This window comes from Photobacterium sanguinicancri, from assembly GCF_002265265.1.
Lineage (GTDB): Bacteria > Pseudomonadota > Gammaproteobacteria > Enterobacterales > Vibrionaceae > Photobacterium > Photobacterium sanguinicancri.
Genome location: NZ_NOIF01000029.1, coordinates 20,039 through 37,358, shown reverse-complemented (window position 1 = coordinate 37,358; position 17,320 = coordinate 20,039). Strand labels below are relative to the sequence as shown.

The 17,320-nt window shown below is 46.8% G+C and carries 17 protein-coding genes; 8 read left to right on the top strand and 9 right to left on the bottom strand.

Annotation, left to right across the window (positions count from 1 at the left end; translation table 11 throughout):
* Positions 1–79: 79 nt before the first annotated feature.
* Positions 80–445: a hypothetical protein gene (locus ASV53_RS06955; RefSeq protein WP_062688228.1), complete on the bottom strand. Its 366-nt coding sequence runs from the start codon at positions 443–445 to the stop codon at positions 80–82.
* Between the two features lie 270 nt (positions 446–715).
* On the opposite strand from ASV53_RS06955, the gene ASV53_RS06950 reads away from it, so the two are divergent.
* Entirely contained in the window at positions 716–1,048 is a 333-nt protein-coding gene (locus ASV53_RS06950) for a DUF2500 domain-containing protein (protein WP_062688226.1), read from the top strand.
* Positions 1,049–1,094: 46 nt separating this feature from the next.
* Here ASV53_RS06950 and ASV53_RS06945 read toward each other — a convergent pair whose 3' ends face one another.
* Positions 1,095–2,099, bottom strand: coding sequence for an acyltransferase (locus ASV53_RS06945; protein WP_094956573.1), 1,005 nt, complete (start codon positions 2,097–2,099; stop codon positions 1,095–1,097).
* Between the two features lie 491 nt (positions 2,100–2,590).
* Between ASV53_RS06945 and ASV53_RS06940 the strand changes: the two genes are divergently transcribed.
* Positions 2,591–4,189 carry an AbgT family transporter gene (locus tag ASV53_RS06940; RefSeq protein ID WP_062688224.1) on the top strand — a complete coding sequence of 533 codons (1,599 nt, stop codon included), beginning with the start codon at positions 2,591–2,593 and terminating at the stop codon, positions 4,187–4,189.
* 112 nt (positions 4,190–4,301) lie between these two features.
* Here the strand turns inward: ASV53_RS06940 and ASV53_RS06935 are convergent, their stop codons facing one another.
* The 3 genes from ASV53_RS06935 to rhtB all read right to left on the bottom strand — a co-directional run bounded on the left by ASV53_RS06935 (position 4,302) and on the right by rhtB (position 7,260).
* Entirely contained in the window at positions 4,302–5,189 is an 888-nt protein-coding gene (locus tag ASV53_RS06935) for an EamA family transporter (protein ID WP_094956570.1), read from the bottom strand.
* A gap of 178 nt (positions 5,190–5,367) precedes the next feature.
* Positions 5,368–6,582: an EAL and HDOD domain-containing protein gene (locus ASV53_RS06930; protein ID WP_094956572.1), complete on the bottom strand. Its 1,215-nt coding sequence runs from the start codon at positions 6,580–6,582 to the stop codon at positions 5,368–5,370.
* 60 nt (positions 6,583–6,642) lie between these two features.
* A complete protein-coding gene (gene rhtB / locus ASV53_RS06925; RefSeq protein WP_062688222.1) occupies positions 6,643–7,260 on the bottom strand; it encodes a homoserine/homoserine lactone efflux protein in 618 nt (205 codons plus the stop codon).
* 208 nt (positions 7,261–7,468) lie between these two features.
* On the opposite strand from rhtB, the gene ASV53_RS06920 reads away from it, so the two are divergent.
* Together ASV53_RS06920 and ASV53_RS06915 are read left to right on the top strand one after the other, a co-directional pair.
* Positions 7,469–8,470: an alpha/beta fold hydrolase gene (locus ASV53_RS06920; protein ID WP_094956569.1), complete on the top strand. Its 1,002-nt coding sequence runs from the start codon at positions 7,469–7,471 to the stop codon at positions 8,468–8,470.
* Positions 8,471–8,563: 93 nt separating this feature from the next.
* The gene (locus ASV53_RS06915) at positions 8,564–9,361 is read left to right on the top strand and encodes a Cof-type HAD-IIB family hydrolase (RefSeq protein WP_094956568.1); all 798 of its coding nucleotides are present in this window, start codon (positions 8,564–8,566) and stop codon (positions 9,359–9,361) included.
* Between the two features lie 69 nt (positions 9,362–9,430).
* Here ASV53_RS06915 and ASV53_RS06910 read toward each other — a convergent pair whose 3' ends face one another.
* Positions 9,431–9,889, bottom strand: a complete 459-nt coding sequence (locus ASV53_RS06910; protein ID WP_094956567.1) for an EVE domain-containing protein — start codon at positions 9,887–9,889, stop codon at positions 9,431–9,433.
* A gap of 115 nt (positions 9,890–10,004) precedes the next feature.
* On the opposite strand from ASV53_RS06910, the gene ASV53_RS06905 reads away from it, so the two are divergent.
* From ASV53_RS06905 to ASV53_RS06890, 4 genes are all read left to right on the top strand, one after another.
* A complete protein-coding gene (locus tag ASV53_RS06905) occupies positions 10,005–11,078 on the top strand; it encodes a COG3650 family protein (RefSeq protein WP_094956566.1) in 1,074 nt (357 codons plus the stop codon).
* Positions 11,079–11,190: 112 nt separating this feature from the next.
* The gene (locus ASV53_RS06900) at positions 11,191–11,805 is read left to right on the top strand and encodes a tRNA-uridine aminocarboxypropyltransferase (RefSeq protein WP_094956565.1); all 615 of its coding nucleotides are present in this window, start codon (positions 11,191–11,193) and stop codon (positions 11,803–11,805) included.
* A 114-nt stretch (positions 11,806–11,919) separates the two neighbouring features.
* Positions 11,920–13,416: a coniferyl aldehyde dehydrogenase gene (locus ASV53_RS06895; RefSeq protein WP_094956564.1), complete on the top strand. Its 1,497-nt coding sequence runs from the start codon at positions 11,920–11,922 to the stop codon at positions 13,414–13,416.
* Positions 13,417–13,452: 36 nt separating this feature from the next.
* Positions 13,453–14,037 (top strand): TetR/AcrR family transcriptional regulator, encoded by a 585-nt coding sequence (locus ASV53_RS06890; RefSeq protein WP_094956563.1) that lies wholly within the window; start codon positions 13,453–13,455, stop codon positions 14,035–14,037.
* A gap of 76 nt (positions 14,038–14,113) precedes the next feature.
* On the opposite strand, the gene ASV53_RS06885 is transcribed toward ASV53_RS06890, so the two are convergent.
* The 3 genes from ASV53_RS06885 to ASV53_RS06875 form a co-directional block, all read right to left on the bottom strand.
* Entirely contained in the window at positions 14,114–14,653 is a 540-nt protein-coding gene (locus ASV53_RS06885) for a DUF3332 domain-containing protein (protein ID WP_062688209.1), read from the bottom strand.
* Between the two features lie 206 nt (positions 14,654–14,859).
* On the bottom strand, positions 14,860–16,047 hold the full coding sequence (locus ASV53_RS06880; RefSeq protein ID WP_094956562.1) for a BaiN/RdsA family NAD(P)/FAD-dependent oxidoreductase: 1,188 nt from the start codon (positions 16,045–16,047) through the stop codon (positions 14,860–14,862).
* 111 nt (positions 16,048–16,158) lie between these two features.
* Positions 16,159–17,277 carry a mechanosensitive ion channel family protein gene (locus ASV53_RS06875; protein ID WP_094956561.1) on the bottom strand — a complete coding sequence of 373 codons (1,119 nt, stop codon included), beginning with the start codon at positions 17,275–17,277 and terminating at the stop codon, positions 16,159–16,161.
* Positions 17,278–17,320: the final 43 nt, after the last annotated feature.

The window sequence follows — 17,320 nt, the reverse complement described above, 5'->3', positions numbered from 1 at the left end:
CCCAATGGGTGCCCTTTTTTCATTCTGAATATATCTGAATTAAGCGTTCACTTTTGCCTAATTCCTGAACCTTCTATCACTATGGCGTTAAATTAATATTGTGCCAATTCGCCGAATAAAACCACAATGCTAGCGCAGTAAAGCCCAGTACGATTAACAATGTTAATCCCCAAATAAAACGACCACTTCGAGGTGTGAGTTCCTTTTCACACTGACGACAAGCGGCAATAAAACCTTTCTTATCATCAAGCTTGTAACCCTCTTCATGAACGGTTTTATTTCTTACAGAGGCAATAAAACGTAATTTGGGAATCACTTCATGTGGTAGTCGCTCTTCACAGCTGGTGATCAACTGATGTAAGCCTTTGCCTTCCGCATGATAATGCTCACGCAGTAAGTGCTCGATACGCCGTGTCTTTGTCACGACCATTTCGATATTGGCCATAGGCTATCTCCCTTTTATCAATACAACCCTCATCAACAACGCCGACTTTCACATAATGATGATGTGTTGTATGCCTTCTTTTACATTACTGCCTCACCTACGCAATGCAATCTTTGTTTAACGTTAAGCAAAAAAAGTCCGCTAATGCTCACAATGCGCTATGCATCCTCAGTGAAAAACCTGATTAGATCACGCTTTGTGGGATCCGTCGTAGCCTTTCCCCCTAAAATGGCGATCAATACAGGCAGACATTGTTCAAGGAGCTCTCTCATGCCATTTTGGATTCCGCTAGCCTTGTTGGCTGCACTGGCTATCGCTATCAGTTATTTTCTCTATTCTTACCGTCGCCATAGCCTTGGGCTTGAGGCCCCAGAAAAAAAAGTCGAGGTTTGCGTGCTCGATAAACAAAGCAATCCCATTATTGGGGCGCAACCTGGGGATGACAATGAGGAGTACTGGATCTATGTCGAGCCCACCGAAGGCGGGCCTAGACGAGAGTTTATGGTGGGTATTCATTATTTTCAGGCGCTCAATCCTGGGGATCAAGGCATCATGACCTACCGCGGCAGGCAGTTTTTGCACTTTGCTTTACAGCGTGACTAAATAAGACCAATACCACGCTAACCGGCCTACTTTGCCTCGCCACACATCACGGCACGAGCCATGCTGTTAGTTTGTACTTCGCCAGTAAGTAACTACTGGCTAATGCTAATCCGCCACAAACCACCGTCCAGAGTGGGATCATCAGCAATGGCGATCCCCAATAAAGGTCAAAGGCACGTACGGGCCACAAGAACAACGGATGCAGTAAGTACACACCAAGACTATAGCGGCTTATAAAGCCAATACTCTGCTGTGCTTTTCCTTTCAGCCCTTCACCATAACGTTGGCAAAGGGTAAACACCATTGCGGCTATCAACGCTGTATTCACCGTTTTGTACGATAGCCACCGTCCGACGGTATATTCATCGGCAGCAAAGCTCGCACTTATCACGCTATACGCTGTTGCCACCAGCATAACGATACCCAGTCCAATCAACCAACGTCGCGCAGGCCATTGGTAGTGAAACAAACAATACCCCAGCAATAAATACCCGCTATACAACACCAACTGCTGGCTCCAAGGACCATCAATTTTAAATAGAAATAATGTTGTTATGCCGAGCCATAAGGCAGTGAAAGCTATAACCGCCGTCCGATCGGCACATTGCACAGCCCAGCGGAAAAAGGGAATTACAAAATACAGAGGGATAAAGTAATAGAAGAAGCCAAGGTGGTAATAGGTCTCGTGGAACGGCAGCTCAAGCAAAGTGTGCCATGCCAGTCCGCCATCAAATCCGCTCAGTGACACACCTGATAACCAAGCATAAAACACCGACCACACCAGAAATGGCACCAACACTTTGCCGAGTCGCCTTTTCAAGTAGTAATCCAATACGAACTCGCGCTTATCTGTCAGCATCAGTGCGCCTGTGATCATAATAAAGACAGGAACAGCCCACCGACTTGCACTATTAAAGCCTATCGCGATTGCCCAATCCGTATTCGCGATACTCCCTAACTGCTCTCGGTAAGGTCCCAGCACGTGGATCACCACCACCGCAATCGCCGCCACACAGCGCAATAAATCGAAGAAATAAATTTTTTGACGCAATGTGCACCCCACCAACCAGAACGACATCTTATCTTTTGTAGCATAGCCAACAGGAATCATTAACCACAACATCATTCATTTTAAGCGAATTGACAGCATTTTGACCGAACTCGGCAATTTTCATCGGTTCTCTATCTAAAATAATGTAAAAAACATGTGACAGAATAGATCTTTTTTACTGCCGTTCGGCAATCCAAATTATGTTAAAGCCACCTCGCTACCGCGAAAGCATTCTCATTAACGATCAATCAATCACTTAGCAAAGCATTAAAATGCAACACAACACACAACACCAGAGCGCATTTGCGCTCTGCTTTTGCTCAAAAAAACAACCAAAACATCTATATTATTAACAAAATGCAGACATTTATGTGACACTGGAAACATTTTGAAATAGTTTCCTCTTGTTCACAGCGTTAACAATAGCGTAACCTTTCGCACATAAAGATGTTCCCATTGATGGGATTAAAACGAAAAGGAAGAGAATCTACATGCACTCATCTGCTTCACAACAGGCCCCTAAAGCGCCTAAAAAAAACCTTTTTACCCGCTTTCTCGACACCGTTGAGTGGCTAGGTAACTTACTACCTCACCCAATCACCCTTTTTGCTATGTTTTGTGTCGCTATTTTAGTGGCATCTGGGATTGCAGGTTATTTCGAAGTTTCCGTTGTCGACCCTCGCCCTGAAGGCGCTGCTGGTCGTGCTGCTGACGGTATGATCCATGTGGTTAGCTTATTTAATGCCGAAGGCTTACAGCTTATCGTGGCAAACCTAGTGAAAAACTTCACCGGTTTCGCACCACTCGGTACCGTACTGGTTGCCATGTTAGGTGTGGCAATTGCAGAACACTCAGGTCTCCTATCTTCTGCAATGCGTGGCCTTGTCATGGGCGCATCTCGCCGTATGGTGACTTTGGTTGTTGTATTCGCCGGTATCATTTCTAACACTGCATCTGAGCTAGGTTATGTGGTACTAATCCCACTGGCTGCAATGTTATTCCACTCTCTGGGTCGTCACCCGCTTGCTGGTTTAGCTGCTGCTTTTGCTGGTGTGTCTGGTGGTTACAGTGCCAACCTTCTGCTGGGTACGGTTGATCCACTGCTGTCAGGTATTACAGAAACTGCAGCACAAATGATCGACCCGAACTACACTGTCGGTCCTGAAGTTAACTGGTACTTCATGTTTGCTTCTACATTCGCGATTACCATCATGGGTGCGTTTGTTACCGAGAAAATCGTCGAGCCTAAGCTTGGTAAATACAATCCTGACGATGCCGCTGAAGACTTGTCTGGCGACAAGATGGGTAAGCTGACCGACTTAGAGAAAAAAGGCCTGCGTTTAGCTGGTGTGGCTGCACTGGTTGTTGCTGGCTTGCTAGCGCTAACAATTGTGCCTGCTGATGGCATTTTACGTCACCCAACCACAGGTCTAGTGGCGGGTTCACCGTTCCTGAAAGGCATTGTTGCCTTTATCTTTGTGTTCTTCGCAGTCCCTGGCTTTGTTTACGGTAAAGTAGTTGGGACCATGAAGAGTGATCGCGATGTCATTGATGCGATGTCTAAATCGATGTCATCGATGGGCATGTACATCGTATTGGTGTTCTTTGCTGCGCAGTTTGTGGCGTTCTTTAAATGGACTAACTTTGGTCAGGTATTCGCGGTAGGTGGAGCAGACTTCCTGCAATCTATTGGTCTGACTGGTCCTGCGCTATTCTTCGCTTTCATTCTAATGTGTGGCTTCATCAACCTTATGATCGGTTCTGCATCTGCACAGTGGGCAGTCACTGCACCTATCTTCATTCCTATGTTGATGCTGGTTGGCTACGCACCAGAGACGATTCAAGCGGCTTACCGTATTGGTGATTCAGTTACTAACATCATCACCCCAATGATGAGCTACTTCGGGATGATTCTGGCTGTCGCCTCGCGTTACCAGAAAAATCTGGGCTTAGGTACGCTGATTTCAACCATGCTGCCTTACTCGATTGTGTTCGTCATTGGCTGGAGCATCATGTTCTATGTGTGGGTGTTTGTGCTTGGTATTCCAGTTGGTCCTGGCGCGGCAACTTACTACAATGTCGGTGGCTAATCAGTCGCTGTTAGCTGAAGGACTTCCCCCTTCTTCAGCAACCGATAAAGAGTAAATACCAACGCCGAGCCTTGCTCGGCGTTGTCTTATCTGGAGGCCATTAGCGATAAAATCAGCGCAATGACACCGCCATTAACCCCATACAGACCAACGCGGCCCCAATGACTCGTGGACGGTGGGACGGTTCTTTTAACAACCAAATCCCCAGAGCAACTCCAACAGGAATACTCAACTGACGCAAAGCAACGATATAGCTAACGTTGTCCGTCAGGGTCATTGCAAATAAGACCAGCCCGTAGGTCCCCCCCATCATCACTCCTGTCACTAAAGCGATCTTTCGGTCTTGCCATACTTTGGCTAATTCTTTGCGCCCCGAACGCGGCACAGAGAATAAACTGAGCCAACACCCAGTCGCCAAAAACTGGGCGCCCAAGTAAAACATCGCCATCAACCATGACGGTAAGCCTGTCGCCGCCAATATATTGAGTGCAGATTTATCGATCACCGAATAGCCAGCCGTACCGATCGCGGCTACCAGTGCCCACAAACAACCCAGCTGAGTATAAGCACGCCAATGCCACTGCTTAAACGTCACTAACGGCACCAGCAAGCAACCAAGAGTCACGACAACCATACCGACCCACACAGACACAGGCAGCGATTGCCCAAACAGCGCCGTTATCACCGCTACCATCAAGACAGGCAATGCGCGAGCAATCGGGTATACCACCCCCACATCTGCTTGCTGATAAGCCAATGCCAATGCGGCCATATACACCATCTGGCAAAAGCCACTGACCAGCAGCAACCACCAAAAAGTCATGGGCAATGAAATAGGCAGATTCAATACATACACCAGAACGGGTGATAGCAAGATACCAGCCCCCAAACTGGCCAATCCAAAAAACGTCGGCGTAGGCGTACGTGATTTACCCAACAGATTCCAACTGGCATGAATAACGGCGGATATCACCACCAAGACAACAGCAAAGATAGACACAGCATTCCTTTTTATTACCACTCATCGCACTGCCCGTTTGTGATCACACGGTGGCGCAACAAAATGGTCAAGTCCAAAAGAAGCAGTGTAAATAAAACTGAGAGGAGATAGGCAATATCGAGCAGGGTTTCACAAAAGGTTCATCGTCACGCGCAGACCAACATTGGCTCTCACGCGCTTATTGAATGCGAAGCATATCCTCAGACCAACGGGATGCTTGCTGATAACTGCGGGTAACGGCATTTTCAGCAATACCAAGTTGCTCGCAATACTCACTGACAAGATGCCAGTTAGCCTGATCGTACGCTTCCAATAACGCCAATGTATGACCTAATCGCCCTTGATGATGCAATAACGCGGCTTCCACATCTTCTTGTAACGGTAACACTTTCACCAGCTGATCCAGTGATGTATCCAACAAGGCATCCAACAACGAAAACATCCCCACCAAAAATGCTTGATGCGATTGTTCTCGGGTTCCACTGCCCGTCGCTAACGATTCACACATCCGCGCGCGTTGTAGCGACATCAAATACAACTCTCTCGGTTTATCTAACGCAGCATGGGCAGTTGCAACCACCCCAACAAAAAGGCGGATTTTATCTTCCCCTAGATAGACTAAGGCTTGGCGAAATGAGCTGATCGGCTCAACGGTTCGGTTAGACGCGGCATTGACATAACGCAGTAATAAATACGACAAAGATACATCGCTGGTAATGATCTGTTCGATGCGTTTGAAATTAACAGGATCGCGGCAAATTTCTTGCAACAACAAAACAGTGTTTAGTTTCTCTGGCTCAACTTGCCGATTTTTAAGTAATTCAGGCTTGCAGAAATAATACCCTTGGAAAAAATGAAAACCCGCGGCTAATGCGGTCTCGTATTCATCTTTGGTTTCCACTTTCTCTGCTAAAAATTTCAGCTTACGTGACCGATACTGATTGACGAAATCACACGATTTTTCGATACCAAGCTTGATCAAATCTAGTTTGATAATTCGTACATACGGTAAAAAACGGCGCCAAGCTGGGGACATTTCAAAATCATCCAACGCAATAATATAGCCACGTTGGCACAATAATTTTATCGCAGTAAAAAGCGCATCGTTGGGTTCGCACGTTTCTAAGACTTCAACCACGATACTGCGCTTAGGCAATAGAAGGGGTAACAATTGAAGTAGGCTGTCTTGCGGGAAGTTGATAAAAGTACGTTGCCCTGAGATGGCAGCGTTATCGCCAACCGCCATATAGTTTTCCACTAACAGGCGGCTAGTCGCTTTATTGGCTTCAATATCAGGGAACGCATTATTCTCGCCATCACGAAACAGTAATTCATAGCCAACCGTGCGCTGTTGCCGATTGAATATCGGCTGACGCGCAACATAAGAATACATAGCTTGGTCATTACCTGATTTCATGAAACACCAACATTAAGCAACAAAGAACGGTCAGTGCTATGCTCGCGCTGATGCCAATAATGCACCGCACCCAATAAACATTGACCCGAAGACACGATTAAGCGCCCCCATAATACGCTCTGAACGAATGTAGCCCGATAAACGCGAAGCTAAGGTGACATATCCCAGCATGACACACATATCAACCATCACGGTCGTCACACCCAATATCAATAATTGTGGCAGTTGTGGTGCAGACGGCTGAATAAATTGCGGGAATAACGCCACCAAAAAAACAATACTCTTTGGATTGGTTAAATTCACCAAAATCGCCTGACGGAACAAACGGCTACTTGAGACTGACGCTTGCTGAGGATTGAGATCGAAGGTTGCACGTTCACGCCACTTTTGGATCCCCAAAATAATCAGGTACAGCGCACCGACCCACTTAATCACAGTAAACGCAGTTGCCGACTGAGCCACCAAAGCCCCCAGCCCAACCCCTACCAAGATAATGTGGCACGTTAAGCCAACTTGTAACCCGATAATTGATGACAACGACTTACGGAAACCATAGACCATTCCGTTACTAATGGAATTTACCGTACCAGAACCTGGAGCAAAACTAAAAACAATCGCCGTCGCCAAATAGGCTAACCAAATATCAACACTCACAACATACTCCTGCGTTTACGCGAGCTCAATAAACAAAGCTATCAATATTGGCGCTAGTTAACAGCAGAATAGGTTTTAAAGCAACTTGCTGCCTTCTATTCGCTACTCTTCAGTTTAGGTTATACTGACATACAACAATTTATGGGCTGAACCACTCATATTTATTGAATTATTTTGGTCTCCTTCCACCCTCAATTTGAGAGCTAGCATGACAGCGCAACCTCCACACTTTTATGATTTTTCACTCGAACCTCACTTTGCAGAGACCATGCAAGGTCCCGCTGCGGCATTGTGGCAACAACGAGAAGAAGGTGAATTCAAAGGGGTTGATGATCTGACTATCGGTTGGGTCAGTTTAACGGGTTTTAACCGTGATAAAGCCATCGTAGTGATCAATGGCCGCATCGAAAGTTATTGGAAATACCAAGAACTTTTTTATGACTTAACCCAACAAGGTTACGATGTTTTTGCGATCGACCATCGTGGTCAAGGGGTCTCCGATCGCCTCGTTGACGATACAGAATTAGGCCACGTGGAAGAGTTTGATCATTATGTCGACGATTTTAATACTTTCATTAATACCGTTGTCGCCCCACGCGGCTACCAGCAACACTTCATGCTGGCGCACTCGATGGGTGGCACTGTCGGTACGCTTTTTGTCGAGCAACACCCAGATTTCTTCGACAGCGTCGTGTTAAGTGCACCGATGCACGGCATCCACTTAACCCAATGGATGAAGCCGATCGCATCACCATTAGCACGTGTTATCGAGCAGCTGCAAAGCCAACCTGACTATGCGCCGGGGCAAGTCCCTTATTATCCAAAACCGTTTTTGGATAATAAACTGAGCCAAAGTGAAGTTCGCTATCAATGGTTTCGTGACTTATACGAACATAAACCAGAGCTGAAAATTGGGGGCCCAAGTGCTCGCTGGGTATGGCAAGGGATGGCAGCGGCCAAAAAATGTGTGCAGCACGCCTATCAAATAACAGCGCCAGTGCTACTGCTCCAAGGCAGTGACGACACCGTCGTCGATAACTCGGCCCACGATGTTTTCCACCACGCGGTAAACCAAGCTGGCGGTGATTGCGAGATCAAAGTCATTCATGGTGCACGTCACGAATTATTGTTCGAACAAGATAAGTACCGCACCCCAATATTGGCTGCCACTTTGACACATTTTAAAAAAGCGGAAAGCGAATCGAAATAAATTAGCCTCTTTTCCTTCCGCAAAAGTGGTTTAGAATCGATCCTGTCCTCGTCAGCGATTGTGCCGCCGAGATAGCTCAGAGTGGGAATGTTCATGTACAAGATTGTAGCGTCAGATTTGGATGGCACCTTATTAACACCGGATCATAAACTCGCGCCTTACACCAAAGAAGTGTTAAATCGCCTTCACCAAGCTGGCCGTCATTTCATTTTCGCCACTGGCCGTCATCACATTGATGTGGCGGGTATGCGTGAAGAGTTAGGCATTCCAGCGTACATGATCACCTCTAATGGCGCACGCGTGCACAACTGCAAAGGCGAAGCGATCTTCAAGCAAGATGTAACAGCCGAAGTCGTTTTAGGCGTAATCGCGATGGCAAAAACAGACCCAGAGCTAAAAATTCATATTTATCAAAACGATCAGTGGCTACTCAATACTGAAGATGAAAAGCTACGTGATTTCCACGAGACCTTCACCTACCAGCTATTTGATGTCGAAAATCCACCAGTCGATGGCATTGCTAAAGTCTTTTTTACCCGAGATGACCAAGACCACGACAAGTTAGTGGAGTGGGAAGAAAAATTTAACGCCGCATTTGGCGATAAAGCGAATATCGCATTTTCAACACCATGGTGCTTAGAGGTCATGGATGCCAACGTATCCAAAGGCCATGCCCTTGAAGCGGTAGCCAAAGAAAAAGGCTTAACACTCGCCGACTGTATTGCCTTTGGTGATGGCATGAACGATGCTGAAATGCTATCGATGGCAGGGAAAGGCTTAGTCATGGGCACGGCACATGAAAAAGTAAAACGTGCACTACCAAACAATGAAGTGATCGGTTCATGTGAAGATGAAGCCGTGGCTCATTACCTCGTCAAAAACGTGCTGTAATCTTCAGCCCGCTGACTGATAACGACTTTGCCGCCTATGCGCCAAAGTCGTTTTTGTTTTAGCGACCGTTTAATACTGCCCGGTCATTTGTAATATCGTGGTCCACTCTTGCTCTGTCACAGGCATGATGCTCAAACGATTCCCTCGCTGCACCAATGGCATCTCAGCCAACGCTTCTGTCGCCTTCATCCGTTTTAACGACACCAAACGTAAATGACGTTGGTATTCAATATCAACCATGATCCAACGCGGATTGTCAGGGGTCGATTTGGGGTCATGGTAATGGCTTTGCGGATCAAATTGAAAATGGTCGGGGTATGCCTCTTTTACGACAGTCGCAATGCCTACCACGCCCACATCTTTACAAGACGAGTGGTAAATAAAAACTTCATCACCTAATTTAATCGCATCGCGCATCATATTACGGGCTTGATAATTGCGTACGCCTTCCCAGCATGAAACTTTTTGCTGTTTTAAAGTGTCTATCGAGAACGCATCTGGTTCTGTTTTAAATAACCATTTCGCCATGAAAGGCCTCTTGGTGCAGGGTCTTTGTTATCTGAAGTTATAGCAGGTAAGCTCATAACGCACAGGAGCATGATGCTCACCATACTATATTCCACCACTCTCGATGAAGAGGTAAATGATGAAGCTTTGGACTCCGCTGGCGCTGCCACTCGCAACTCTCGCGTTATTAGCAGGCTGTGCCAGCCAACCCGACCAAACGGGTAATACCAGCCAAACAACACCGGCTACCGATGCCGTATCAGGTGTCCTCGCCAATACCGAGACTGGCTCGGGATCCAAAGTTCAAGCTTTTATGATGCGCGGCATGGTGACATGGGGCCATGAAAGCTACACCTTCCAGCCTTGTAACAGCACTAAGCAATATTGGATTGTGTTTCCACCTAGTGACCACAACGAAATTCGAAAAATTGCACCGTACAATTATGAGCCAATGTATGCCGAAGTCATCGGGATGCTCGAACCTGCTCCAGAAGATGGTTTTGCCGCGGATTACGACGGTCGCCTAAGGGTAAAACAAACCAACCTTCTATCCGCAGAAATGCGTGGCGGTTGCCAAATGAGTGCCCATACCACCAGCGCATTTGGCATGGAGCCAAGCTGGAACGTTAAGATTCAAAAAGATACGATTCTGTTCTCGCAAATGGGTGCGAATAATCAGCAACAAGCGATCACGCAACGCCAAGCCACGTCGGGCAAGCAAGTGTACCAAGGCAACGATTTCCGCTTAGTACTTACCAAAGGCCATTGCAACGACACCATGAGTGATTCGCTCTACGGGTGGCAATCAAGCCTCACTTGGCAAGGTAAAAAATTCAAAGGCTGTGCCACCTTGGGGGCTACCGATGTAACCGCTAATTGGGTCGGCCAATACAAAACGACGGCCGATGCCACCAACACTCCAGGGCTGACAACCACACTCACTCTGTTGCCCGATCACTCAGCTATAACTCGCTATGAATACGACAGCAATGAGCCCGCACTAGAAGAAGAAGGTTTATGGCAGCAAGTCAGCGAAGACAGTGTCAAAGTAATGATGACCTCGCACCAAGGCCGTCGGCTACTGAGTGAGCGTATTTACACCCTTGAAGACACCGAAAAAGGCCAACGACTCATCGCTCATGATGAAATCATCAACGGCAACGAATACAGTTTAGGCGACGGGGGGTTACAGCTGAAACGTCAGCCATAATCCACAAAATCCCTCTACTGAACACCTTGCTGTCGTTGCTCATATTGCAGCGACAGCTTGATTACCGCACAATCCCCTCTCTGATTAAACCCATACTATTGAGAATTCGCGTATGTCTTGCCCACGCTGTGGCTTCACGCATAACTGTATTTGTTCACATGAACCCAAGTTAACCAGCTCTGCTCATTTTGTGTTGCTGACCCACCCAAATGAATGCCGCAAAGCCACCAATACAGGCGAACTCATGATCCGAACTTTGCCGTATTGCGAGCGCGTTATTTGGGATCGGGTTAATTCACCAACAGCGCTAATTGATAAGCTAGCCGATCCTCTCTATCAACCTTGGTTACTATTTCCTGCTGATAATGAGCATCCCGCGACCCCATTTACGGTCGCACCAGAACCACAGCCATCATGCTCTACAGCGGCAACATCAAGCGTAATACCACTATTTGTGTTGTTAGACGCGACTTGGCAAGAAGCACGAAAAATGGTGCGAAAAAGCCCGTGGCTCGCGACGTTACCCCGCCTAAGTTTAACGCCAACAGCACTCTCTCAATATCAGCTCCGTCGTAACCAGCAAGCCGGTAATTTATGTACCTGCGAAACAGGGATTGCACTACTGTCATTATTAAATCAACCTCAGCAAGCCGAACAACTTCGGCACTATTTCACTGCATTTACTGCGGTATTCCATGCTGATCGCAGCGGGCATCGCCGACATTAAGCCTTCGTCAAAATTGTGATCTTATTAACTTGCACCTTAGCTATTATTGCCTATACTTTAAAAACCGACTAATTAGTCGGTTTATTTTACTTAGGTAATTTTAAGGACGAGATCATGACTGTGGCACCCTCTACTGTTTCCGAGCGCGTAACTCCTGATAAAATCGGTTCTAATCATCCAGCTTCCGATAATATCGTCACTGACCACTTCGATATCACTCAGCTTCAGTACCAATTAGACCAACAACGCCAAGCATTTAATGCACAGCCCTATCCAGATCTCGCTGAACGTATCAGCCACTTAAAAGCCCTAAAAAAGGCAATACTGAACCATAAAAAAGCCTTATGCCAAGCACTCAACCAAGACTTCGGTCAACGTAGTAACCATGACAGCCTGATCAGTGATGTTCTGCCCTGTATTCTTAATATTAATTACACCATTAAACGCTTGAAGAAGTGGATGAAGCCGTCTCGCCGTCATGCAGGGCTACTACTTGCACCGGCAAAAGTGGAAGTGATTTATCAGCCTCTGGGCGTTGTGGGTATTATCGTGCCGTGGAATTTCCCTGTAATGCTAAGCATGGGACCACTGATCACCGCTCTTGCTGCCGGCAACCGTGCAATGATCAAACTGAGTGAGTTCACACCCCAAGCCAACGCCGTGCTCACTGATCTGTTAGCCGAAGCCTTTACCACAGAGCAAGTGAGCATAGTTGAGGGAGAGGCCGATGTCGCTGCGGCCTTCAGCGGCCTAGCGTTCGACCATTTAATTTTCACCGGTTCAACCACTGTAGGTCGCCATGTCATGCGCGCCGCTGCCGACAACCTGACTCCAGTCACACTGGAATTAGGCGGAAAGTCACCCGTGTTGGTCGCCCCTGATATGCCACTGACCACTGCCGTTGAACGGATGATTTTTGGTAAAAGCCTCAATGGTGGCCAGATTTGTGTCGCCCCCGATTACGCGCTAGTACCTGAAGAAAAAGTGAGTGATTTTGTTGAAGGATATAAAAAGCAGTTCAATAAAATGTACCCGAAAGGAGTGGCAAACAAAGACTTCACTTCGGTGATCAATGCCCGCCAATACCAACGACTAAGCGATTACTTAACCGATGCTAAGCAACAAGGCGCCACAATAATTCCGTGTCATGATGACGCCCGTAATGACGAGCAGCACCGCATGGTGACGCATTTGGTACTCGAAACTAAAGATACAATGCAGTTGATGCAAGATGAGATCTTTGGGCCAATTTTACCTATCGTGCCATATCGCTCAATCGATGATGCATTAACCTATATCCAGCAACGTCCTCGCCCGCTAGCCTTTTACTTGATGAGCTTTGATCCCGAACTACAGCAACGGGTAAAAACCACCACTCACGCTGGGGGGATGGCAATCAACGAATCCGTCTTTCAGGTTGCAGCAGATGACGCACCATTTGGCGGTGTCGGCCCTTCAGGGATGGGGCACTATCATGGCCATGAAGGCTTTTTAACCTTTTCCAAAGCCAAAACTGTGCTCACTCGCGGGAAAATAAATACCGGTAAACTAGTCACGCCACCGTATGGCGGTATTATTCAAAAAATCATGTTAGCCTTTTTTATTCGCTAACATTTTTGTATCCCAAGCAGAAAAACGAGAGAAAAAATGGCCAGCCATAAAAAGCAGCAACTATTAGATACCGCCCTTAGCCTCTTTGTCGAACATGGGATCCAAGGCACTGCGACCGCCAAAATAGCCCAACAAGCAGGGGTCGCAAATGGCACGCTTTTTCATCATTTTGCGACCAAAAAAGAGTTGGTTGATAATTTATACCTGCTCACCAAAACTGAGCTAAGTGCCGCGATGACGCCAGCCGATCCCTTGTTGTCATTAAAAGCGCAAGTCGAGCACTACTGGCAAACAGCCTTAGAGTGGGCATTACACCACCCAACCCAGTTACAATTTTTACGCCAAATGGCAAGCGACCCACACTCTAGTGTTCAACAGCAACACGAAATGATGGCAAGCACCATGGGGTTCTTGATGGCCTTACTTGAAGAAGGGATTATCAGCGGGGAATTACTCCCTCGTCCGAGGCCCTTACTGTTTAATTTCTGCCATACCCAATACTTGGCTACCGCCAGTTTACTGGTTGAGTATCCAGAATACGCAAAAGACCCTGAGTTTCAGCAACACGCTTTTGATTTATTTTGGCAAGCAATCGCAACCCCAAATAACACCGAAAAATAAAATCTGCGGGATTAAACAACAGAGACAAAAATGGGCGCCGAAGCGCCCATTTTTTCATACTCGCTGTGACTTACAATTACGATAAGTTATGCGCGTATTGTGTTAATTCGTCCATGCTTACGGTTGTTACGAATTGACCATCAAGGTAGAAATCCACACCGTCTTCTACTTTCTTGCCACGTAATACCGCTGTCTCACCATTTTGGTAAGCAACATGCATATCTAGGGTCTCAGCATCAATTTGTTCAAAGCTTGCTGCATCAACATTACTTTGACGAACGCTAGCCAATGGCGCTGTTGTCATGCTTTTATCTAGTTTGCTATTTACTTTGAAAATAGCATCGACAGGCATATCAACTACCGCTGGTGAACGACCTGTGATTGGGTTTTTACCCGTCCAGAATTCAATGCTGTTGAAGATGAACATATCTGCCGTTGCTGCAATACCGTAAACCGGGCTTAGCAATACAAACAGTCCTGCACGACCATAACGATTATCCACCGCTGACAAGTTCAGTTTTGTCACAGCCGCAGAGGTACCCATTTGACCAATACAACCCGTTAGTGATGTTGCTAGCACTGCCATTGCAACCGCTTTAAGCGCAACTTTCGTCATTACCGATATCTCCAATTATTTATACCGAAAAAAAAGCTGGCGAATTATAGGTCTTTTTGGATAAAGGTCGAGCTTTTTATACGAAAAAATTGCAGGTGAAAACCGGATATTTCAACACTTTGTTTTTGCAGCTAATTTAACTAAAAGCGCTATTTTACGCCGCCTATAAAAGCAGCGCTTTCTGTTTTAGGACACAACAAAAATATTTAAGCGTACTGCCCTGCGACATAGCCACTCGACCATGCCCATTGGAAATTATACCCACCAAGCCAACCGCTGACATCCATCACTTCACCGATAAAATACAAACCAGAAACCTGCTTGGCTTCCATTGTTTTCGATGACAATTCGTTGGTATCTACCCCACCCAGCGTCACTTCCGCTGTGCGGTAACCTTCAGTGCCGTTGGGTGCAATGGTCCAGCGGTGGAAATAGTCCGCTAAGGTGGTAATGTCTTTCGGATTAAACTGCTTTAAGGGTTTATCTTCCAGATCGCCACGCGCAATCAAGACTTCGATTAAACGCTTAGGTAATAAACGAGACAATGAGTTTTTCAGGCTTTGGTTCGGGTGTGCTTCACGCATTGCGGTCAACGTTTCAGTTAAATCATCATTCGGTAATAGATCAACCGTCACTTTTTGTCCCGGGGTCCAGTATGAAGAGATCTGAAGTACCACAGGGCCAGACAAACCACGGTGGGTAAACAGTAAGTTTTCTTTAAATGAGGTACCGTCTTGGGCGTCAATCACCACAGGGATCGCAATACCAGAAAGCTCAGCAAAGGCTTCTTTATCTTCTTTATGCAACGTAAATGGCACTAAGCCTGCCGTGGTCGGGATACGCTTCAAACCAAATTGTTCCGCTAGCTGGTAACCAAATGGCGTTGCACCCAATTTCGGCATCGACAAGCCACCCGTCGCCACCACCAATGACTGGCAATGAACGGTATCGGTGTTCAATTTTAGCGTGAAGCCATCTTCCGTCTTGGTTATATCATGCACATCGACTTGATAGCGTTGTGAAACCGTCGGTAAGTCACACTCAGCCAATAGCATTTTGACAATATCTTTGGCTGAATCTAAGCAAAACAGTTGGCCATGCTCGCGTTCTTCAAAGGCAATCTCATGTTTACCAATCATTGCCAGAAAATCCCACTGGGTATATTGCGACAAAGCCGATTTTACAAAGTGAGGGTTACGGCAGACAAAGTTATTTGCCGCCACATCGTAATTGGTAAAGTTACAACGACCACCGCCTGAAATCAGGATTTTACGGCCCGGTTTTTTGCCATGATCAACCACCAGCACCGAACGGCCTCGTTTGCCCGCCTCAGCAGCACACATCAACCCTGCGGCACCCGCACCAATAATCACTACATCAAACTGTTCTGCCATCTCACTCAACCTGCTTTTTCTCGCAATGAAAAAGGGATGCCGATATAGCATCCCTCATTTGCGCACATTTTACCCGCCTAAGCGGCGAATACCAACAGCAATCCTACGGCCTTAACACTCAGGTGACTCGAACTGCACCTTAGACGAAGAAGATTGCAGTGCAATCAAGGCGTTATCACCCAACTGCACCGTACTGGTTGGGAAGGCGAAGTCAGCGCCATGCTGATGCACAATCCCAACGATTTTAAGCATCACATCTTGTTGTACGTCTTTATATTCAATCCAATTTACAGTTTTGGTGAAGGTATATACCAAGATATCAAGCGATGATGGTCCGTAATTATCAAAACTGACAATCAAGGTTTGCTGGCTATCAATCTCTGGATGCTGGCGTAACATCTGTTTGATCCCTTCCACCACATTCCCCACCACGGCCGCATCTTGATAGCGCAGCCCGACTTTTTGCTTAATCCGACGATTCGACATCCGCGATGGGTTTTCCACCACAATCGAACTAAACACCGAGTTCGGCACATACAGCGGGCGCTTGTCAAAAGTGCGGATCACTGTCATGCGAAAACCAATACGCTCGACCGTCCCTTCAATGAGGCGATCAGGACTACGAATCCAATCCCCGACCTTAAACGGACGATCAAAGTAAATCATCATGCCGCCAAAGAAGTTAGCCAGTAGATCTTTGGCTGCCATACCAACGACTAAGCCACCGACACCACCAAAGGTCAAAATGCCCGATAAGCTCAACCCAAGGTTTTGCATCATCACAAGGCCGCCGATCACCATAACCATCAGGCGTAGCACTTTAGAAACGGCATTTAAGGTGGTGAGGTCTTTCGCTTTATCCGCTAATGCCACTTCGACATTGGAAATTAAGCGTAGCAATACCCAAGTGAGCGTCCAGACCAAAAGTAAGTGGCGTACGACAACCAGGAATGCGGTTGAATAATGGCTGATATTCTCAACAACCACACCGACGGAGATCAGTGCAGGCCAGAGCCAAATTAACCAAGAGACAGGACGACGCACGGCATGCACTAATGCATCATCCCAGATGATTTTGGTGGTTTCCGCGATGTGAGCAAGACGGCGACTGATCAGCCACCAAGCCCCCCAGAGCACAGCACTTAAAGTCAGTAACAAGCCCACATTAAAGAGCCAATCAGGACTAGAGCCTTGTTCTAATGAGGCCCACCAGGTTGTCATTTTTTCCATCAGTAATCATAACTTTTTGCGTTCAATAGCCGTAAAGTTAAGC